Source organism: Candidatus Wallbacteria bacterium (assembly GCA_028687545.1).
Classification (GTDB): Bacteria; Muiribacteriota; JAQTZZ01; order JAQTZZ01; family JAQTZZ01; genus JAQTZZ01.
On the sequence record JAQTZZ010000002.1, the window covers coordinates 122754 to 144286 of the forward strand.

General features: G+C 48.0%; 14 protein-coding genes. 2 read left to right on the forward strand and 12 right to left on the reverse strand.

Going from position 1 to position 21533, the window contains the following annotated elements:
- Positions 1-51: 51 nt before the first annotated feature.
- From PHW04_01480 to PHW04_01535, 12 genes are all read right to left on the reverse strand, one after another.
- Complete coding sequence (locus PHW04_01480; GenBank protein ID MDD2714543.1) at positions 52-777, reverse strand: YjbH domain-containing protein; 726 nt, start codon at positions 775-777, stop codon at positions 52-54.
- A complete protein-coding gene (gene lpxD, locus PHW04_01485) occupies positions 743-1774 on the reverse strand; it encodes a UDP-3-O-(3-hydroxymyristoyl)glucosamine N-acyltransferase (GenBank protein ID MDD2714544.1) in 1032 nt (343 codons plus the stop codon). The genes PHW04_01480 and lpxD overlap by 35 nt, the downstream gene beginning before the upstream one ends.
- Positions 1775-1789: 15 nt before the next feature.
- Positions 1790-2314 (reverse strand): OmpH family outer membrane protein, encoded by a 525-nt coding sequence (locus tag PHW04_01490; protein ID MDD2714545.1) that lies wholly within the window; start codon positions 2312-2314, stop codon positions 1790-1792.
- A 26-nt stretch (positions 2315-2340) separates the two neighbouring features.
- On the reverse strand, positions 2341-4020 hold the full coding sequence (locus tag PHW04_01495; protein ID MDD2714546.1) for a BamA/TamA family outer membrane protein: 1680 nt from the start codon (positions 4018-4020) through the stop codon (positions 2341-2343).
- 20 nt (positions 4021-4040) lie between these two features.
- Positions 4041-7799, reverse strand: a complete 3759-nt coding sequence (locus PHW04_01500) for a translocation/assembly module TamB domain-containing protein (protein MDD2714547.1) — start codon at positions 7797-7799, stop codon at positions 4041-4043.
- A complete protein-coding gene (locus tag PHW04_01505; protein MDD2714548.1) occupies positions 7799-9160 on the reverse strand; it encodes an MlaD family protein in 1362 nt (453 codons plus the stop codon). Before PHW04_01505 ends, PHW04_01500 begins: the two co-directional genes overlap by 1 nt.
- Positions 9099-9821 (reverse strand): ATP-binding cassette domain-containing protein, encoded by a 723-nt coding sequence (locus PHW04_01510; GenBank protein ID MDD2714549.1) that lies wholly within the window; start codon positions 9819-9821, stop codon positions 9099-9101. Before PHW04_01510 ends, PHW04_01505 begins: the two co-directional genes overlap by 62 nt.
- A 10-nt stretch (positions 9822-9831) precedes the next feature.
- The gene (locus PHW04_01515) at positions 9832-10971 is read right to left on the reverse strand and encodes a hypothetical protein (protein MDD2714550.1); all 1140 of its coding nucleotides are present in this window, start codon (positions 10969-10971) and stop codon (positions 9832-9834) included.
- 95 nt (positions 10972-11066) lie between these two features.
- Positions 11067-11954 (reverse strand): prepilin-type N-terminal cleavage/methylation domain-containing protein, encoded by an 888-nt coding sequence (locus PHW04_01520; protein ID MDD2714551.1) that lies wholly within the window; start codon positions 11952-11954, stop codon positions 11067-11069.
- Positions 11955-12156: 202 nt separating this feature from the next.
- Positions 12157-13110 carry a 4-hydroxythreonine-4-phosphate dehydrogenase PdxA gene (locus PHW04_01525; protein ID MDD2714552.1) on the reverse strand — a complete coding sequence of 318 codons (954 nt, stop codon included), beginning with the start codon at positions 13108-13110 and terminating at the stop codon, positions 12157-12159.
- Positions 13111-13336: 226 nt separating this feature from the next.
- Positions 13337-14335 (reverse strand): tetraacyldisaccharide 4'-kinase, encoded by a 999-nt coding sequence (gene lpxK, locus PHW04_01530; GenBank protein ID MDD2714553.1) that lies wholly within the window; start codon positions 14333-14335, stop codon positions 13337-13339.
- Positions 14336-14397: 62 nt separating this feature from the next.
- A complete protein-coding gene (locus PHW04_01535) occupies positions 14398-15453 on the reverse strand; it encodes an SGNH/GDSL hydrolase family protein (protein ID MDD2714554.1) in 1056 nt (351 codons plus the stop codon).
- Positions 15454-15663: 210 nt separating this feature from the next.
- On the opposite strand from PHW04_01535, the gene PHW04_01540 reads away from it, so the two are divergent.
- Positions 15664-18870, forward strand: coding sequence for an SPASM domain-containing protein (locus PHW04_01540; GenBank protein ID MDD2714555.1), 3207 nt, complete (start codon positions 15664-15666; stop codon positions 18868-18870).
- Positions 18871-18887: 17 nt separating this feature from the next.
- Positions 18888-21521: an SPASM domain-containing protein gene (locus PHW04_01545; GenBank protein MDD2714556.1), complete on the forward strand. Its 2634-nt coding sequence runs from the start codon at positions 18888-18890 to the stop codon at positions 21519-21521.
- The last annotated feature ends 12 nt before the right edge of the window (positions 21522-21533 follow it).

Sequence of the window (21533 nt, forward strand, 5' to 3'; positions counted from 1 at the left end):
GGATTAGGAGTTGTAACAAAACCTTCGCGGGGCTCAGGTTTTTAACAACTCCTAGAAATTATATCCAAAACTCGCCATAAAGCCACGATTATTTTTGAAATTTTCCCTGTCCCTCAAATCCAGTTTCCAGTATTCGAATTTTATGCCATTCAGGCTTACTCTGGCTCCCGCATCCAGGATCCCGGAAGACTCTATTCCTGCCAGCAGCTCACAGCAAGCGAAAAGCTTTTTTTCCAGCCCCAGAAACTGTCTTTTCTCGCAGGCCTTGAAACCTGAGAGATGGGAAAAAACTTCCTTGGGCTGGAAAATCTTCCCTGCGAGTTCGGGGTCCTTGAAATTTCCTTCCTTTAATACTCCACCATGAAGCCGTAATCCCAGCAAATTGATGGTTTTGGAAGCAGTCAAAAAAAATCCTTTTTCCACCCCTGGGTCGTTAAGATCCAGAAGGCCTGCAGCCAGCGCAGGAAAAAAAGCGGATTCCGGCAGGAACCCGAGCTTCAAACCAATGATTCCCGGATCTGAATACTGCCTCTTTTTAAATGAGACTTCCAGGTAACGGAAAAATTTCTGAGAAATCACGAAATTGCTGAGATTGTTGTATCTGAAATAGCTGATCCCCTCGTCAGGATAAGCGTTAGGAATACCCAGAAAGCCTGAGATTCCCCTGTATGACACCGCTTCGGCTGAATGGATGCAGCAGAGAAAAAAACACAAGCATAACCGCAGGAAAATTATGCGAAAATCAGTCTTCCTTCTTTTCTGAAAAAATCTTTTCAAGTCTGGCTATCCTTTTCAGAAGCTCCGGCAACCTTTTGAGAGCAGCCTTGATCTTGGTCTCTTCCTGATGCGGCCTGGCCGGGAATCCCGAAACAAATGATCCCGGAGGCAGGCAATGAGTGACAACCGTTCTAGCTGCCAGCACTGAGTTCGCACCGACAGTCAGATGACCGACAACGCCACTCTGGGCGGCCATGGTCACATTGTTCTCGAGCGTAGCGCTGCCTGCGATACCGCTTTGGGCAACGATCAGGCAGTTCCGGCCGACCTTGACGTTGTGCGCGATCTGGATCAGATTGTCCAGTTTGCTGCCGGCACCGATCACGGTATTCCCGACCGTACCCCTGTCGACTGTGGAATTAGCCCCGATCTCTACATTATCCTCAATCACCACTCCGCCCACATGAGGGATTTTCAGATGTGTTTCCTGAAATCTGGTATATCCGAATCCATCGCTGCCGATGACTGTTCCGGAATGCAGAATCACCTGAGAGCCAATTTTAACGTTTTTCAGAATGGTGACACGTGGATAAATCCGCGTCCGCTCACCAATTGTCACACCGCTGCCGATATAAACTTGAGCTTCCAGAATGCAGCCTGGGCCGATCTCAGCCCCAGCCTCGATCACTGCATAAGGACCGATGAAACAATTTTTACCGATTCTGGATTCTTTGGAAATCACGGCTGTGGGATGGATGGAGGGCTGGATCTTCTCCTGCGGATAGAAGAGATTGATCATATCGGCAAAAGCAAGATATGCGTTCTTGCAGATTATGCAGGGTTTACCGCTTTCCAGCAGAGGCAGGCCTTCTTCAAGAAGAAGGGCAGAAGCTTTCGAATCATCTACCAGTTTGTAATATTTACTGCTGACGACAAAACTCAAATCGCCATCAATTGCATCCTGCAGACTGGCAAGACCGCTGATTTTCTGCTCAGGACAGCCAATCAGCTTTCCCTTGACAGCTTCCGCAACCTCTCTCAGGGTAATTTCCATCATCCTCTGCCCCGTATGCTATTTCGGGCTTTTGGGAGCGGTTTTTGGGGCTTCTTTGTTGATGATCGAGATCACCTCGTCGGTCAGATCTTCCCCGCCGAAATAAACAGCGTTCCTGTCCAGGATTGCAGTATAGCCCTTCTTCGCTCCAAGATCCTTGATCACGATGTCGATCTCTTTCTTGAGCTTCTCGTATTCATTGAACTGCATTTCCTTCAGTTTTCCGGTAAGATCCTGACCCATATCCTGATATTCCTGAAGTTTGTCCATGATCTTCTTGCGCTCGGTTTTTTTCAGATCATCAGACAGAGTGGGTTCCTTTTTATCATATGCCTCTTTCAGACCGGCGATTTCAGTTTTGTTTGTGTCAAGCTTCTTCTGCCAGTCGTCAGTCCTCTTTTTCAGATCTGCGTTTACCGCATCTGTCTTATAATAAGCAGAAAAAACTTTTTCATAATCCACATACCCGATCTTCAGGTCTGCCGCCTGCAACACCAGAGCACCCATGAAAACGATCCAGATTGCTGACAAACACTTTTTCATTAAAGCCTCCCTCTTGCTTATTTGAATTAAAATGAATCGCCCATCGAGAAATAAGTTCTTCCGCCCCTGCCGTTGTTTCCTTTGCCGTAATCGAGACGGATCTGGCCGATCGGGCTTTTCACCGACACTCCCAAGCCTACACCGCTCTTATTCAGGCTGAAATGGTTTTCAATTTCCTTGTTCACGTCGCCCGCATCATAGAACAGGATGCCTGTGAATTTGTCGGTGAACATATGCCTGAATTCAGTATTCGAATACAGCATTTCACGGCCTGAATATTCCCTGTTTTTATAGCCTCTGAGATTGGAAGATCCACCGAGGCCGAACAGCTCGTACTCAGGCACGTCGCCTGAAGTCAGGTCGATGATGCCGTAACTCAACCTGGTTGCCACCACATTTTTCGGTTTGACCTGGAAATATCTCCTCAGCATGCCCTGGTAAGTGGAATAATTGTTGGGGCCCATCAGGAAACCGCCAGTTTTGGTGATGCCGATCGAATCCATCAGGCCTGAAGTAGGCTGGAACGGGTTGTCACGGGTATCCCTGGAAACCTCAAAACCGAGGCTCTGGAGATGCTCGTCTCCATATAAATATCCCGGAATATTGGCATCAATGGACACCTTCTCGTCCCTGAAGGTGACTGTGCCGGTCGTGAAGTAAGCGAGCTTCTTGCCGACGCTGACGGCACCGCCTTTTCTGCTCTCGTCGTAATTGCCCACCAGGCTTCCATTATTATCATACTGCTCACGGTTGATCTTGGTGTTGTAAAGGTTTAACCCTACAGCTACCGGTTTCCTCCGAAACCATGGTTCCATGAATCCAAGTTCATAGCTCGAAACTCCGCCGAATTCCGTCTTGACATTCAGGGTTTGTCCCCTGCCCTGGAAGTTCTTTTTGGCGACCTGCACGAATCCCACAAAGCCGTTTGAAGAACTGTAGCCACCTCCAAAGGAAGCCTGACCGGTTCTCTGCTCTGTCACACTCACTACCAGGATCACGTCATCCGGATTCTTACCCTTCAGATGGGAGGGTTTGACTGTTTCGAAGTAACCAAGATTGAACACTTTCTGCAGGCTCTTCCTGATTTTATGGGCGTTATAGACATTCCCGGGCTTGATTTCGAATTCGCGCAGGATGACCCAGTCCTTGGTACTGTCGCTTCCTTCCACCCGGATTTCTTCCAGCTTTCCCTCAACAATCGAAAGCTTCAGGCTGGCGCCCTCCGCATCAACTTTGACATCGCTGACCTGCGACAATACATAACCTTTGTCCTTATAAAAATCATTGATTCGTTTGACGTCGGCATTGAACAGCGGAATATTGAAAATGTTGCCGATTTTAGTCTTGATCAGTTTGTTCAGTTCAACCAGGGGAACCACTTTGTTCCCGATCACGTCGATGCTCTTGACTATGGCGTTTTCCTTGACCTTGAAGATCAGGTATTTTCCCCCATCCAGATCCTCGATTTCAGCTCCCACGTTTGAGAAGTAACCGAGTTCATAAATCAGCTTCATGTTGTCCTGGATCAGTTCTTCGGTCAGTTCGCTGCCGAGCTTGGCTTTCACCGCCAGCAGTACTACATCCTTATCCACAAGTGTGTTGCCGATCACCCCGATCTTCTGAAGGGTGTTTGCGGCAAAGACTGGAATTGCAAATAATGTCAGCAAAACTGCAATTCTGATGATGCATTTCCGATTATCCCTCACTGTTCCCCCTCGTTTTTTTGCTAAAAGGAAATACTGTAATTAAGGCCGTACCGGTATTCCTGCTTGTAATCATCGTAGATTCCATCCAGGTACAGGTGTTTATTGGTTTTGTACTTGAGCTCGAACTGCTGGTCTTCTTCGTATCTTCTAATTGCTTTGTAATAGCGGAGATAAACTCTGTCATTCAGTGACTTGCCCAGCCTGAGGTCAAGGCTTTCCGGGTTGAATTTTTCACTCCCGCTCTCGATGTCGAATTCTTCGAGTTCAAGTTCCTTGGCAATGTTATCTCCGACTTTGCCCATCAGTTGTTCGCTGAGATTGAATTTCAGTGCTTCCCTGAAACGGGAATCGCTCCACTGATCGTCTCCAAGGGAACCCAGAGTGCTGCCGGTAATCATCTTCTGCAGCTTGTCCTTTTCCATTTCATTGGTTGAATAGGCGGAAACCTGGAGATTGCTGAGAGGGCCATTCACAGACAGATAGACATCATTTCCCTGGATTTTCTTGTAGGCTGTCAGGTTCAGGAAAAGATTGGTATCGCCTTCGATGAAGCTTTCATTGCGTGAAAGGACGATTTCATGCTCCTTTCCTTTTAAATCATGTTCAGGATCAAGATATTTATACTTTGCATCAAAGGGTTTATCGCGCTGCTTCAAATCGATCACCTTTTCCCTTTTGCTGCCGTCTTCTTTTGATTTGGCAAGCGTCTGATAGTACGCCTTTCCTGTAACAATATCAAACCTGTGATTGAAATAATTCACAGTTCCTCTCACAAGTTTGACATCGCCTGAAGCGGTAATGCCTGGATAGTCTTCGCCGGTCAGAAAGAATGAACCGGAAACCTCAATATTGAAAAACTGGTTTTTGACCCAGACATTCTGTCCGGCACGCAATTCCAGCTTGAATCTGAGCGGTGAGAGATTCACCCGGTCGAGATTGACGTCTTCGCCGGTCTTCAACACAATCTTGCAGTCGTCCAGTTCGGCTTCCCCGGTCAAATGCCAGCCGGTTTTTTCGTGAGTCAGGTAGAAAGAGCTGGTGCCTTTGATACTTTCACCGTTGTAATCGGTCGCAAACTCCAATTGCCCGTGGTTCTGCATCAGATTGCCCTTCAAAACAATTCCTGGAAGTTTATCAAAAGAGGTTATTTTTTTCAAATATCCGCAGTCAAGATCGAAGCTTCCAGACAGTGAGTCCCCGGCCATTTTCAAAGAAACCCATTCTTTATCCAACTGCCTGTCCGAAAGACTGAGGGTAAAATCTTCAAGAGTCAGGTCGTTTTGCAGGCAAAGTTCCCCCTGCAGTGTGAAATTCTGATTTTTTAGCTTAATACCTCTTAACCAAAACTTGTCTTTGGAAAGAGAAATTTTCAGGTTACCCTTCCAGCCTGAGAATACAGGATTATCTGAACCGAAATCATCAACCAGGACATCACCTTTTGCGATCCTGCCGGACAAAATAAAACTGCCCGCAGAGTTGCCCCCGTATTTCACATCAGAGAGCCGCAGCGAAACTTCCCCTGTAGCCAGATCAGTGGAAAATGCCAGCACTCCATCAGTAGTGAAAGAGAATTTTTCGAAACTGAGCCTGGCGTTCTCAAACTTCAATCCCATGGATCTCAATCCGGTATCGTTCCTGATTATTATCTGTCCCAGATTTTTGATGCTGCCGCCATCCGGCAGAAGCGCTTCAAAAGACGCCAGGGTCGTACTCTGCTCGTCTCCTTTCCCGGATAAAGTCAATTCTCTGAATCCCTGACCTTTGAATTTCCCGTCCTTGAGTACAATCTTGAAATCCACATCGCCTATCTTTGATTGACGGCCTTTCATGGTGATCAGACCCTTGATCCTGTCAGCGGTAATTCCGTATCTCTGAAAAATATCCCGCAGCATCGGCGCAATGATCACATAATCATTCATCCTGAAATTCATGCCCCATTCTGATCGCTTCATCTCGTACTGCCCATTGAATTCTGCTGTTTCAATCTTCCCGTCTATTTCAACGGAATCCCGGCTGACCTGGGCTTTTGCAACAATTCCGTAATCCGGGATTCTTACTTCAGCGGAGACTTGCGGGTTCGATAAATTTCCATAGGCCTCGCCGCTGATTTCTGCCATCCCTCCGAATCCGAGATCCTTGAGATACCGGATCAGGTCGCATTTTCCGGCCCAGGAAAAATTCAGGTGATTGCCGGAGAGTCCGAGCTGCCCCGACAATTCGCCTTTCCCGAATCGATTATTTACCGTCGATCTGCCGATTTCCAGATCCAGGCCCAGGGTTTTAAAATTCAGGCCTCCGGACAGAGGCTCTGTGAAAACAGGGAGTGCCAGAGTGTAATCCGAGCGGACAGAGATCCCTTTCCCTGGAAGACTTTCACCGGACCAGACGGCGGTCAGGCACCTGGACTTCACAGCTCCCTTGAATCTGGGCAGGCTGTTCAAGTCCAACTGAAACGGAAAATGTTCAGCCCCAAGCAACAGATCGCTTTCCAGCAGGAACTTCCCGGCTTTTCCTTTGACCGTGCCGTCCAGGGAGAGAAAATTGAAAGAGCTGTTTTGAGCTCTGAATGTCAGATCCGCACCGGCAGCCGGGGTCACCGATACCTCACCGCTCAGCAGAATTTCCCAGGCCCTGGAAAGCAGGAACGAAGATTTGGCCAGCGATAATTTCCCCTCCTTGTAACTGAATGCAAGTTCCATGTTCTCCAGCATATTCGAATAAATCTCCCCGGCATCCAGGGACAGTCTGCCGGAAAATTCCTTGATCTTCCCACCTGTGCTTTTTACTTCCACCTCACATCTTCCGAGCCCCTTGAGAGTCGTTGTCAGGTTGTCCGGGAAAAAAGCCTGAAAATCTGCCAGATTAATCCTGGGGGAAGTGACCTTGAACAAGAAATCCTTTTCCTTCTGAATTCCTTTGATTCTGAGTTGAGAGTAACAATATTTCCCGTCCAGATCGAAATTCAGTCCAGTCGGTGTGATTCCAACTTCTCCGGTCAGTTCCCTGAATTCATTTCCAAAGATTGAAGCATCGGCCCCGCTGACGTGTAATTCGAGGTTCCAGCGGTTTTTATCGATCAAATCAGCCAGAAATCCGTTGAATTTTCCGTTGGCATGTCCTCTGTGCATGACAATCCTTGCGTCGAACAGATGGAAAAGCGATTGATCAGAGAGGAGTGAAACGTCGTTCAATTCGAACTCGCCATCCAGCCCCCAGTTGCCTGGCCCGGTGAAAAGCGCTTTCACTTTGTTGCCTGAACTGTCTGTGAGACGAACCTGTCCTTCCCACCTTTCCTTTGAAAAGAACACCTCCAGGAAGCATGAATGAAGTCTGAAGGTCCTCTCCTTTAAACTGCAGACTACGGTAAAATCGGTCAGCAGGAGATGACGGATGTAGCGGTAAAATTGAGTCAGATCCACAGCAGGAACATTACCCTTGTCATCCATGAACAGCTCACCGCCTGTAACCAGCAGCCGGCTGATGATCAGTTCGCGGCGGGAGGATAGAAAGCTCAAGTCGATTCTGGCTTCCCGCCCTTTCATCACTACAACTTCCCGGGAATCGGTGATGATAAAATCTTCCAGGAACACGCCCCTGGTATAGGAAAATCCGCTTTTTGTGTAAAACAACCCGACTTTGAATTTGGAGGTGAGAGTTTCCTTGACCTTGGAGATAACATATCCGGCGATCCGGTCGCTTCCGATCAGGGAAAGGATCACCGCAGAAAGCAGCAGTACTCCCAGGGCAAAAAATAAGAATCGCTTGAACTTATTTCTCATTAGAAATTGTATTTAATTCCAAGATAAAGCTGGTCTTTACGGCTGAAATCCTCGACTTTGAGAATCACTCCAAAATTTTGTGAAAAAGGATAACTGCAGGCTATCCGGTACAGCCAGTCCCTGTCGCTGACCAGACTCAATTCCCAGTCCAGATCGAAGATCAAGGTCTCCAGCTTTAAGCTGGGTCCTCCGTCCGCATAACCAAGCAACCGCGTATAACCGTTTTCCTTCCTGCCGATCAGAAACCCCGGCTCCCTGCGGCTGTTAATATCTGAGATGCCGGCTTCCAGATTATTTCTGCCTGCAGACAGCCTCCAGCCGATATCGGTCTGATAATCGCCGTCGGAAGGGGATTGAAAAACGCTGCAGTTCCATCTGTTCTTTAATCCAAGGTCCTGGCCGAGGAACTGGTTAACCTTGCCTGTGGCACTCTTCAGGTTCTCCGCGGTTTCCGTGATTGCGCTTTTCAACTTGTCGTTCACCGCCAGTTTCTCGGTTTCCCTCAGAATCACATCCAGTCTGCCGGAAATGCTCAATAAATCTTCAGCGAATTTGGATTTATCCCCCTCCTTGACCGGGAAATCCAGCTGAGCCAGAAACAGCGCGAATCTCTTGCTGATTTCCTGGAGGTTTTTCAGGCTCTGCCCGATCTCGCTCTGATTGCTCTTTAAAGTGCCGTCAGCGCGGGTGAGGAATGTATTGAGGTTGTTCATGGTCTTGTCCAGCTGCTTCTGAGCCTCAGTGATCACTCCGTTCAAGTTTTCAGACACTACGGCCAGATTGTCGGCTGTTTTCCTGATCCGGTCCTTGAATTCCACATCTGAAACGAGCTGGTTGATTTCATTCATCAGGTCTGAGAATTTGTCCAGAGATGTTTCAAATTTTTCATAGGCATCTACGAGCAGAAGCGGGTCCCTTCCCCTGATGGAGTCTTCATTCTGGATAAATTCCTTCCCGATCCCTGCTCCCCGGATACTGACATATTTCTCGCCCAGAAGTCCGGTGGTGTCGATGAAAATATCCACATTCCTGGGTATTTTGAATTTCTTGTCGATTGAAAGCACGACTACCACTTCACTGTTGGGAATTTCGGTTTCCGCCTCCCTCAGGTAAATATTCTTGACTGTCCCTACGCGGACGCCGAGATATTCTGCAAAGCTTCCAGTCTGAAGCCCGTTGATCTGCCTGAAAATCACGAAAACCTTGTAATCCTCCTGTAAACTGAAATCACCCAGAATGAAAACAAAGCCGGTCAGCACCAGCAGCGCAGCGGTAAAAAAAGCTCCCACCAGGAGGCTGTCAGTTTTTAAAGCCATGCAGGAACTCACGAATTTCGGGTATTTCGGAATTGAAAAAGGCATTTTTTCCCATCAGATGCTTGATCTTCCCTTCATGATGCAGCCCAACTCTGTCTGCTATCCGGTAAGCGCTGTACAAATCATGTGTTACCGCCAGACAGGAAACGCTTCCCTGCCTTGATAATTTTACTATCAATTCATTGATCCCCGCAACCCTTTCCGGGTCGAGGCCGACCGTAGGTTCATCGAACAGGATCAGTTCCGGCTCTGTAATGATCGTCCGCGCCATCGCCACCCTCCGCTTCATGCCACCCGACAATTCAGCCGGGTACAGGGTGGAAAATTTCGAGAGCGTAAATCCGACGAGTGTTTTATCCACCCTGTCCCTGATCTCATGCTCATTTAAATCCGTGTGTGCTCTAAGCGGCAGGGCAATATTCTCAAACACATTCAGGAAATCGAACAAAGCTCCGGACTGAAAGACCATTCCTATTTTCATCCTGCTCTTTCTTGAACCAGATCCGGTCGGGCAGAGTTCCTGATCCTTGAAACTGATTTTTCCCTGGTCTGGTGCAATCAAGCCCATCACGCATTTGAGCAGAACGCTCTTCCCGCATCCAGATGGCCCCAGGATCACCACGATCTCAGCCGGGGAAAGTTCCAGGGAAACACCCTGCAGTACCGGTTTTCCGGCAAAGGATTTAAAAACATCCGCTATCTGCAAAAAAGACACGTTATTTACCGTTTTCTTTTGTTTCAGCCGTTCCGAGTTCGATTACTTCCAGGCTGGAACCGGCTGATTCACTAGTGCCGGTAAGATCTTTTCCGCTTCCTGAGCCAACCGGATTTTCAAGATTAGGGAGTACAGAAACCAGCTGTGGGATTCCGGAGGGAATCCAGTTTTTGCCCTCTACCTGCCATTTCTGCGACAAAAGAGTCACCCGCTCGGATTCCCGCAGCAGGAAAAGAATCAATCCGCTCTTTTCAAAGTCATAGACTGAGAGGAGAAGTGAAACCGTCCAGCCGCGGGGAAACTTCGCGAGCATGAACTCCTGCAGCTCCCGGCTGAAATTCCCGGCGTACCCCGCTGGAGCGATCCGGCTGAAGCCTGCATAATCCTTCCCGTCCAGAGCCTTTAAAAATTCAGAGGCCCGGTCTTTCAAAAGATCAGGGCCCGGCAGTATTTCTTTCAGTTCATCCCGGTCTTCCCGTGAAAAAAGGTTCCGCCGCTCTTCTGGCGAACAGAGCTTCCAGTAACCGGTCCCGCTGATTCCGAGTAAAAGTATCAGGAACAGCATGGTTTTTAAAGGAAATTTCCAGCTCTTTCTGACGGGTGGCGCAACCTGGGCCTGCGGATTATCATCTTCCACCGCCGCTTCAGGCTGCACGGGATTTTCCAAGGGTGAGGTCACTTCAGGTTGAGCTGCTTTCACTGTCCTTTTGGGACCGTTTTTGTCGAGCAGCTCAATCGCCGCAATGGCTTCATCCTCAGCAGCGCTCTCTGCGAATTTTTCCAGCACCCTGGTCAGTTCCGCCTTTGGGAGTCCTGAATTTGTCAGTGCGTGCAAGGTATTGAGACGCACGGTTCTGTCAGGGGAATCAAGACCTTCCTCCAGTCCCTCGGCTGCTTTCTGAAGGCTGGTGGAATGTTTTGCCTCCCCATCCAGGCCCAGTTTTTCGATCTTTTCCAGATTGCGGGTGGCCTTCCTGACGAAAAAGTTCAGAGCCTTGTCATTTTTTCCGATGATTTTCTGCAGTTCTGCATAGAGAATCTTGAGACGATCCGGGTCAAGGCTTTCCAGTTTGGCGATTTCGATGATCGCAGCCCGCAGTTTGTCAGGATCAGTGCTTTTTAATTGTTCCAGAAGGTCCATGCCAGAAGTTTATCATAAAAAAAGATCAATAAGAAACAAAAAATAAGGGGCGCAGCTGGCTGCGCCCCTTATTGGATTACTGGTATTTTTTACGATCAATACTCGCCAGGTCTTCTCATCTTGGTGTTGCTTTTGGACTGCACAGCCAGGTTGTGGCGGGAGTCTGAATAACACGTAGCAGCCCAGGGCGGGTTGATCGAAGCATCTGCCATGCGGACATAAATATCGGCTTCAAAAGACTTGCAGCCTGCGCCGCTGTTTCTGCCGACCAGCAGGCTGACGAAGTTGTAGATGCCGTTAAGCGTGCCTGCTGTCACTCCAGTGGCAGGTTCCTGAAGAGTCAGGGATCCGATGCAGCCTGCCACCGGGTCGCCTGTCGCACCCTTGCCCGTATCGTTTGAGGAGCTGTCGCCCACAGTAAACGTGATCAGAGATGTAAGATTATTGTCGTAGCCGCTCTTGAATTGAAAATCAGCCCCTGAGGCCTTTGCCTGGGCCGGAAATTTCGGAGTCTTGCTGAAATAGATCGTGATCACGTCGCCGTTGTCGAGCAGGCCGTTTCCATTGACATCGCCGGATTGGGCCGCGTCTGAAATCGCGAGCGGCGGCAGGTAGGAAACAATCAGGTTATCCCTGTTGACCGGGTCCATGACGTCTCCAGCCACTTTGCCGTCCGGTCCGTTGGACATGATGATACCGTCTGTAGGCACGATCGAATACTGGTTTCCCCAGGGGTCTCTTTTGTTTTCAGTCAGGTATCTCGGCACCAGCCAGTCCAGATTCTCGCATTTCCTGGATTCCTGAGCCTGGAAACGGACGATCGCATCGCGGACTCCGTTCATGGAACTCTGGGCTGTAGAAATTCTGGCCCTGGTGGCCATGTCGCCCAATTCAGGGAGCAGCACTGCGATCAAAATTCCGATGATCGCAACGACGATCATCAATTCAACTAGTGAGAAGCCTTTGACTCTGCGAAACATCATACAACCTCCTGCTGACTTTGATTGTTGAATGTATTAAAGCAGATTGAATGCCAGATTGCAACGATCGGAACAACAAAATGTCAGATTCTTAGCAGTGCAAGGTTTTCCTGGTTTATTTACGATTCCACCATGCAGTGGCAGAACAGGCTCTGCCTTATCGATTTGTTGCATTCTAAAACACCTGAACCGGATTGTTCGAATTTCAGTGTCCCGTTTTGCAACAGACCCTTTGAAATCGGTTAAAATCCAATTTTCTGGCTAATTCCAGCACATAATAAAAACCGGCAGGATCTGCCTGTCCCAGACCTGTGATCCCGAAAGCAGTGCCGTGCGTCACTGAGAGTCTCAGATAAGGAAGCCCCAGCGTAATGTTGGCTCCGCTCAATCCGTGTACGAGCTTGAAAGGCGTCAATCCCTGATCGTGATACAGGGCGAGGTAGCAGTCTGCTTTTGTTTTGAAGAAGGTGTCCGGTACCAGGGGTCCGCAGGCGGAAATGCCTTCGTGCTCCGCGAGCCTGATCGCTTCGCTGACCAGGAATTCCTCTCTGCCCATCAGGCCGTTCTCGCCGGCGTGCGGATTAAGGCCCAGGACTCCGATCGGCTTTTTCCCGCTGGCCATGCCGCTGGCTGCGATGATCCGTAATTTTTCCAGTATCAGCCCGGTAGTGATCAAACCTGGAACAAGCGAGAGAGGCACATGCACAGTGCAGAGCCCCATTGAAAATTTTTCCCCGTGGAAAAACATCAGCACAGCATCAACCCCGGCTCTGTCCCTGAGATAATCAGTATGCCCGAGCTGCCGGATCCCGGCCTTGTGCCAGGCTTCCTTGGAAACAGGCATGGTCACCAGGATCGCACCGGGATTAATTTCCACGATCCCGACAGCTTCTGCCAGGCAGGCGAAGGACAGGCGCCCTGCTTCAGCCTGCACTTTCCCGGGCTTGATTTTCTGTTTCTGCTCTATCCCGGACAAATAGATTCCAGGTCTGACTTTACCGTCCCAGGCAGGCAGCTTCGAAGCGAGAAATCCGGTAGAAGCGCAAAGAACAAAGCAGTCCTGCCCAGTATCTGCAACTTTAAGCCAGAGATTCAGGATTTCAGGACCGATCCCTGCCGGATCGCCCATTGTGATCACGATCAGTTTCGATTTTTTCATTCATCCACTCTATAAAATTAACTTGAGTTTGGCAAATTTTTATGGTGTGCAGCCAGATATTTGTCGAAAACCTTGATTTGTGGCGGGTCCTGTCCTGGCATCTGAAGCTGTTGAAAAACCCTCCGGGTTTTGTTACAGCTTCGGACGCCTGGCCACCCCACAAGGGCTTCAGCAGCATGATATGGAAAATTTGCCAAAGTCGAGAATTAAAATAAGTCTGGCAAATTCAGCTGCAGCAAGCTGTTACCATGATCAGCTCATAAAACTCGGCAGGTAGGTCAAATCCGATCTGCGGATAAATGATGTTGCTGATACTGCCGGCAATTTTTTTCAGCTTCACAGCATCCTTTTCCGTCGTGACAATGGTCTGTCCTGAAAGGCCGCTCAGGTCTGCTTTTGAATACTTGTGATGATCCGGGAAAACCCTTTTTCCAGCCAGCTTGATGCCGGAACCTGAGAGCAGACGGTCAAAGGATTCTGGATTGCCGATTCCGCAGATTGATTCCGCCTCTGCGGGTGGCTGCACGGTTTCGGAATTGAGATTTTTCCAGCACCTGACTGCAGTGCAGGCGCGGAAAATCCTGATCCCTGGGCTGATCCCTCTGATCAGGCCTTCCAGATATATAAGCCAGGCCGGGTCTGCCAGTTCGCACCTTGTCAGTACAGCTACCCTGGCCCGTCTGAAGGCAGTCAGCGGTTCGCGCAAAAGGCCTGTCGGCAGCAGCTGGTAACTTTCCATGGGAGAGGTGGAGTCTATCGTCAGTATGTCCAGGTCGCGGTGCAGGCGGTAATACTGGAACCCGTCGTCCAGAAGCAGGCAGTCGGGCTTCAGCTGCCGGTATCTCTTCAGGCCAGCCAGGCGATTTTTCCCGATCAGCACAGGAATTCCGGTCCGCTCTGCCAGCATCACAGGCTCATCCCCGTATTGATCCGGATCTGCTCCTGGTTCAAGCTTGTGGTTGCCTCGCAATCCGGCTTTATACCCCCTGGACAGAATCACAATGTTGAGACCTTTTTTTGTGAGATATTCCCCGATTTCGGCGGTCAGCGTTGTTTTACCGGTTCCGCCCGCATGCAGATTGCCTATGCTGATCACAGGCCGGTTGACCTTCCTGTACCTCAGGCTGTGATAAAACCGGTCCAGAAGATAGAGCCCAAAATAGAGTCTGCTGGAAATGCTCTGGAAGAATGGATTGTCAAAAATCAGCCAGGATCTGGAGACCATGCTGCAAGTCAATCAAACGCTTTACTTTTTGTCAATTATTCAGCGGTTGCCGGAAAATCCCGTTAAAGAATCCCGTTCTTCAGTATGAAATCCGCGATCGCCTCACCTGCAATCTTATGTCCCTTGTTGTTGGGATGGATCTGTTGCACTGAGTTCGGGTCACGGCAAACATCTTGGCCCTTCATGCCGCGGAAATTCTCAAGCAGATCGAGATAAGGCACTCTGTTTTCAAGACAGAATTTTTTCAGCAGCTCGTGCAGGCAAGCCTCGGGATTCCGGCTGTAATCATCGAGGTTTTGAAATACAGGGAAATGAACGATCAGAAGAGGGATTTGCTTTTTCTTGACCAAATCCACAATCTGCTGAAGACTTTTTTTATTTTTTTCTGTCACAGGGTGGTAATAATCCACGCTCAGCTGAATCCCAAAATGCTTTGCCATTTTTTCAAGGTTAAGAAAAAGCAGGGCCAGGAAATGCGAGTGATCAAATACAAAAAAATTGAATCTGCCGAAATCCACGATCAGCGGGATGCAGATTGAATTTAAATACTCTATTTCGATGCGGTCTGAATAATGGTGATGTGCTAACGGCGGCGTCAGATCATTGTTCACAAAGGCCAGCACGATCAGGTCAGGATTGGTTTTAAATCCCCACTTTTTGAGATATATTCTTTCCTGGCAGGAGTTCCAGCCGCCCACACCTGCGTTCATGACCACCACTTTTCCATAGCCGGATTCTTTTATCAGCACCCGCTCCATTGATTTTGTAAATCCATCCTCAAACAGGACTGCTTGTTCAGTCACAGAATCACCAACTACCAGCACTTTTTTCCGTGCGGTTTTAAGCCGCTCCTCAAGTTTCCCGTTTTCCGTCCAGATTCCCAATTCATTGTATACTCCGTTGGCTGGATTTCTGCGGTAAATAATGTCTCGGTCTGTGATGTACGCATTTTCACAATCGAGATAACAATTGTCTCCTTTATTGAGTATGATCACATGCTGCGATGGAAACAGATAAAGGCTGGGATAAAATATCCTGAGTGCAACCTCAGAGATAAGCCCTGCCATTGCAATTGAAAAAGTTAACAGCAGCAGATTGGGAAACATTCTTTTGAACAATGATTCTTTTCCTGGCTTTTTCGGTATTCATTATATCTTTTTAAAATTATGTAACATCTTCCCCGCTTCGTCAAACCCGGAAAGCCGATCCTGGGATTTCGTTTTTTCAGGTAATTTTGATATCCTGAGACGTGATCATGAATCACTCTGGGACAGGACTCATAAATTTTGTTGAGTTTATAAGATGTTCTTGCTCTGAATGAGGCGGCCGTGGATTTAAGAAAAATCGAGATTCTCCAGTTTGGGGTCACTGACCGCTGCAATCTCAATTGCATCATGTGCCATCACGGCACCCTGGAGTATCAGCGTCAGTTGAAGAGTGATTTCAGCCTGGACCAGTTCCATAGTGTGCTCGATGACATGGCCAGAAGCGGATTCCAAAGCCGGGCGCTATATTTTTTCTGGAACGGCGAATCATTTCTGCACCCTGATTTTCTTTCGATGCTTCAGTATGCTTACAGCCTGAATGCCGGAAACCGGCTGTTCGACGTGGTTTACCTGAACACCAACGCAGGCTTGCTGGATCCTGAAAAATCGGATCTGCTGCTTTCCTTGATGAACAGAAGCGGAACTGATGTTTTCAGCATCCTGAATTTTTCAATAGATGCGGTGAATGAACCGACTTACAACTCCATCCGCAGATGCGGGAATTTCAAAAAAACGATCAAGAACATCAAATATCTGGTGAGAAAAAGTAAGGAATCCGGATTTTCCCACCCCTGCTTTGTGTTCCAGATCGTGGTGCAGCCTGGAAATTTCACTGAAGTAGGAGATTTTGCCGCTTACTGGAGCGGATTCCTGTCTGAACTTGGGCTTCAGCACGAAACTGTGGCGTTTGAGGACTTGTCGTATTCAGGGATCCTGGAAAAAAATAAGCATCTGATCAACATCAGGTCTCTTTTACTTAAGGGAATACCTGATTTCGACCGTAAAATCACAGGCATCTGGCAATACTGGAAAAAAGTCCTGATTGAGGGCGGAAATCCTGCTCTTCCGGAACTGCCTGATAATCTGCCATACATTGTGCCGCTTCCAGAACTCAAGCAGGAAGCTTTAAAAGAACTGCCTCCCCAGAGACGATTCCTGGGCGGGCCGTATCTTCGCAAAAATCCCTGCCCGCATCTGTTTAAAAATGTGCTGATCAGGCCGGATGGAGAGGTCACTGTCTGCTGCCGCGATCCGTTTTCCCTTGGCAACCTGAAGGACAGTGGATTCTCTGAAATCTGGCTTTCTGCGGAAGCAGGCAGGAAGAGAAATTTTGACCTGGAACTGGATTTTGCCTCCCTCTCCCCCGGCTGCGTCCATTGCAGTGAAAACGACGATAATTTCTTTGAAATGCTGCATCTGGCTGAAATCAGCAACTATTTTCAGAACAAGCCGCCCGAATGGATTGTATCTTTTGTCAAAACGCTTCCGGAAAATGAACAGAAGCTGATTCTGGAGAAAGCCCTTTTTTTTTCCGAGTCCGGCGATCAGGCTGAAGCGCTCAGGCTGTATCTGAAACTGGCTGAAAAGGATCAAGCGCAGGCTGGAGAATATCTGGTCAAGGCAGGTAACCTGGCGCTTGGATTGAATCGGGTGAAACTGGCGCTGTCCTGTTACGAGCGTGCCTGTGCCTGTCATGACGATCAGCTGGTCAATGAAATGCTGGCTTTACTGTATCATAAAACAGGAGATTGCCTTAAATCCAGCCGCCTGTTCCTCGATTTATACAGAAAATACGGAAATCAGCACTATTTACTGGAATTTTTACGCATCCTCACCCTGAATCAGGAAACAGCGGCCCTGTTCCAGGCTGATTTGACTGATCTGGATAAAAACACTGCTGAAATCGAAGCTCTTTTTCTGCTGTTTACTCTCAACCGATTTCTGAATCGGACTGAAATCTGCTCTCGGATCGCAGACCGGATTTTGCGTGGTGGGGGCACTTTTCATGCCGGGGAATGCGCCTTGTTTCTGTTCGGGCATTTTTCTGATGCCGGGAATTATGCGGAGGCCCTTAACAGCCTGAAAAAGGGTAAAAAATTCATCAATCCGGATATTTTTAATTTTCAGGCAGGGGAAATCCTTTGCCAGGCCGGTAAAAAGAGTCAGGCTTTGAAATACTTCAGCCGCCTTGGTGCAGCAGGACTGGAACGGACACTGGCTCTGCTTGAATCGTTAGATAGACATCAGGAAGTGCTGGAGCAATGCCGCAATCTGGATCTGAATCAAAGAAACTGGGGGATAGTGAAGCTTTATCTCTCGTCCTTGTGGAAAACAGGTAAATATAAGGAAGGCCGGGAATTGCTGAACACAGGTGATTTTGCTAAAAACGAGGAATATTTCCGCCTGAGAGAGGGATTCGTTCTGAAGGTGAAGGAGTGTGATCTCTTTCTAGCGGATTGTTATTACGCTGCAGGGTATTATGCCGCTGCCCTTTTAAAACTGAAAAAGGGTAAAAATCTGATGGAGCAAAGGATTTTCAATTATAAAGCCGGGGAAATCCTTGATCAGGCCGGCAAAAAAAGGCAGGCCCTGAAATACTTTCAAAGGCTGGGAAAGAGCGAACTGGAACGGACACTGGCTCTGCTTGATTCGCTGGGCAGGAATCAGGAAATACTGGAGCAATGCCGCAATCTGGATCTGAATCAGGAGAATTGGGGTGTGGCGAAACTGTACCTCTCTGCCCTCTGGAAAACCGGCAATTATCGTGAAGGCCTGCAATTACTGAATGGCGACTTTGATAAAAACAGGGAATATTACAAACTGCAGAATGGATTCATCCAGAAGGTGAAAGAATGCGATTTGCTTTTAGCTGAGTGTTATTTCGCTGCCGGAGATTATGCTGCAGCCCTCGCAAAATTAAAAAAGGCGAAAACCCTGATGGACCGGAAGATATTCAATTATAAGGCAGGAGAAATCCTGGATCAGGCCGGCAAAAAAAGGCAGGCCTTGAAATACTTCCGCTGTCTTGGGATGATCGGGCTGGAACGGACACTGATGCTGCTTGATGAACTGGGCAGGGATCAGGAAGTGCTGGAGCAGTGCCGAGCGCTGGATCTGAATCAAATGAACTGGGGAATCGCGAAATTGTATCTCTCGACTTTATGGAAAACCGGGAATTATCGGGAAGGCCTGCAATTGTTCCAAAACTGCAATTTCGAAAAAAACAAGGAGTATTACCGGCGGCTGGGGGGATTCGCCCTGGAAACCGGTGAATACGAAACAGCTCTGGAAAGTTATTCCAGGCTGGAGAGTTCAGCAAAAAACCGGAAAGAAAGCCTGGAATTTCTGGAAACCGAAGGCTACATTCTCAGAAAATTAGGCAGGAGACTGCCGGCCTTGAAAAAATACCTGCAGCTTTTGAAGTTGCCAGGCCGGAAAATTCAAGCATTGAAAGCCATTCTCTGCACGCTGATTCCTGGGAAAAACTGAATCTCGCTGAGGTGTGCGTGAACTTAAGAAAAATCGATATCCTCCAGTTTGCAGTCACTGACCGCTGCAACCTGAAATGCATCATGTGCCATCATGGTACGCTTGAGTATCAGAGGCAGTTGAAAAGTGATTTCAGCCTGGACCTTTTCCGGGGAGTGCTGGACGACATGGCTGGAAACGGCTTCAGTGCAAGGGCGCTCTATTTTTTCTGGAACGGGGAAGCTTTTCTGCTGCCGGATTTTTTGCCGATGCTCCAGTCTGCTTACAGTCTGAATTCAAGAACCCGGCTGTTCGACGTGGTTTACCTGAACACTAATGCCGGATTGCTCGATCCTGAAAAATCAGATCAGCTGCTTTCCCTTTTGAGCACTGACAAATCTAATGCTTTCTGCGTGCTGAATTTTTCCATAGACGCTGTGAATGAGCAGACATACAACTCCATCCGCAGGGGCGGAAATTTCAGGAAAACAGTGGAAAACATCAAGTACCTGGTGAGAAAAGGATCTGAATCAGGGTTATCCAGCCTCTATTTCATCTTCCAGATCATAGTTCAGCCTGGAAATTTCAGCGAAGTGGGAGATTTTGCAGCTTACTGGAGCGGATTCCTCTCTGAACTTCAGCTGCCGCATGAAACCGTGGCGCTTATGGATCTGTCGTATTTAGGGATCCAGGAAAAAAAGAAACATCTGATAAACATCAGGCCGCTTCTGTTGAAAGGTTCCCCTGAATTCGACCGCAAAACAGAGGGAATCTGGAACTACTGGAAAAAAGTCCTGACTGAAGGTGAAAATCCTCCACTTCCGGAACTGCCGGATGATCGGCATTACATCGTGCCGCTTCCTGAACTGAATCTGGCGGCAAGAGAAAAACTCGCTCCGCAAAGGCGGTTCTTAGGCGGAGATTATCTCCGCAAAAATCCCTGCCCTTATTTGTTTAAAAATGTGCTGATCAGGCCTGACGGGGAAGTCAGCGTCTGCTGCCGCGACCCGTTTTCCCTTGGCAACCTGAAAAACAGCAGATTCTCTGAAATCTGGCTTTCTGCCGAGGCAGACCAGATGCGAAAATTGAGCTTGAATCTGGATTTTGCATCCCTCTCGCCAGGCTGCGTCCATTGCAGTGAAAGCGACGAATCTTTCTGGGAGATGCTGCATCTTGCGGAAATCAGCAGTTTTTACCAGGACCATCCGCCTGAGCGGATTGTATCTTTTGTGAGAACACTTCCTGAAGAGGATCAAAAGCTGATTCTGGAGAAAGCCCTCTTTTTTTCCGAATCCGGAGATCTTCCTGAAGCATATCGCCTGTTTTCAATGCTTGATGACTCGATGATCAGCTTGTCAGCACGGGCTTATTATGAATTCAAAACCGGGAAAATGGAAGAAGCTGTAAAGGATTATCTGAAACTGCTTCAATACCCTGAATTGAAAAACCGCGGTGAAGTCATGCTTTCGCTGGCGATTTTGAAAATCGGGGAACAGAAGAATGAAGAAGGACTCTACTGGCTGGAGCAGGCTGAAAAAATTATTCCGAAACATCCCTTGGTGATTGAACAAAAAGCATACCTTTTAATGTCTGCTGATCCGCAAAAAGCTCTGGAGTACTTCAATCAGGCAGGGTCGTTTTTTAAGAATCAGCTTTTAACCCGGGAAAAACAAGATCTCTTTAGTTCTGAGCGAGCTTCCGGATATTATGCAAATGAAAGACATCTGAATGAGATGCTGGCTTTGTTATACAATAAAACAGGAGATTATCCCAAATCCTGTTGCTGGTTTCTCAGTTTGTACAAGAAATACGGAAACGAACATTATTTGCTTGAATTTTTACGCATCCTCTCTCTGAATCCGGATACTGCGCCTTTATTCAGGGACGATTTGACTGATCTGGATAAAAATGCCGGTGAAACTGAATCGCTCTTCCTTCTGTTTACACTCAACCGCTATCTGAACAGGAATGAAATCTGTTTCAGGGTCGCAAACCGGATCCTACGCGAACAACCAGGCACGCTTCCTGCCAGAGAATGCGCTTTGTTTCTGTCTGGTTATTGTATGGACGCCGGAAACTATGCAATTGCCCTCTCTGGATTGAAAAAGGGAAAAAAACTTATGGATCAGGAGACATTTAATTACAAAGCCGGGGAAATTTTAGAAAAGGCAGGGAAAAAGAAGCAGGCCTTAAAGTACTTCATGCGTCTTTCTGAGGACGGTTTGGAACGGAAGCTGGCTTTGCTTGATTCTCTGGGCAGATCTCAGGAAATACTGGAATTTTGCAGCAGCGTGGATTTGAATCAAAAAAGCTGGGGTGTGATGAAAGTGTTTCTCTCCTCATTGTGGAAGACAGGAAAATACCAGGAAGGCTTGAAACTGATTAACAATTTTAAATTTGATAAAAATGAAGATTACTATCGGATGCAGGGTGGATTCGCCCTGGAAGGGGGTGAATATGAAACTGCCCTGAAAAGTTACGCCCTGCTGGAAAATAATACGGAAAACGGAAAGGATCGGCTGGAATTTCTGGAAACAGAAGCCTACATTCTCAGAAAACTGGGCAGAAAGCTGGAAGCTTTGAAAAAATACCTGCGGCTGCTGAAGTTTCCTGGCAGGCGAATTCATGCATTGAAAGCCATGCTCTGCACGCTGATCCCGGGGAAAAACTGAACACGCGATGAG

Bases quoted from the DNA above. Each gene is read 5' to 3' on its own strand.
- lpxK (MDD2714553.1), bottom strand. From the start codon at position 14,335: ATGGTCTCCAGATCCTGGCTGATTTTTGACAATCCATTCTTCCAGAGC.
- lpxD (MDD2714544.1), bottom strand. From the start codon at position 1,774: ATGATGGAAATTACCCTGAGAGAGGTTGCGGAAGCTGTCAAGGGAAAG.
- PHW04_01490 (MDD2714545.1), bottom strand. From the start codon at position 2,314: ATGAAAAAGTGTTTGTCAGCAATCTGGATCGTTTTCATGGGTGCTCTG.
- PHW04_01525 (MDD2714552.1), bottom strand. From the start codon at position 13,110: ATGAAAAAATCGAAACTGATCGTGATCACAATGGGCGATCCGGCAGGG.
- PHW04_01515 (MDD2714550.1), bottom strand. From the start codon at position 10,971: ATGGACCTTCTGGAACAATTAAAAAGCACTGATCCTGACAAACTGCGG.
- PHW04_01500 (MDD2714547.1), bottom strand. From the start codon at position 7,799: ATGAGAAATAAGTTCAAGCGATTCTTATTTTTTGCCCTGGGAGTACTG.
- PHW04_01520 (MDD2714551.1), bottom strand. From the start codon at position 11,954: ATGATGTTTCGCAGAGTCAAAGGCTTCTCACTAGTTGAATTGATGATC.
- PHW04_01505 (MDD2714548.1), bottom strand. From the start codon at position 9,160: ATGCCTTTTTCAATTCCGAAATACCCGAAATTCGTGAGTTCCTGCATG.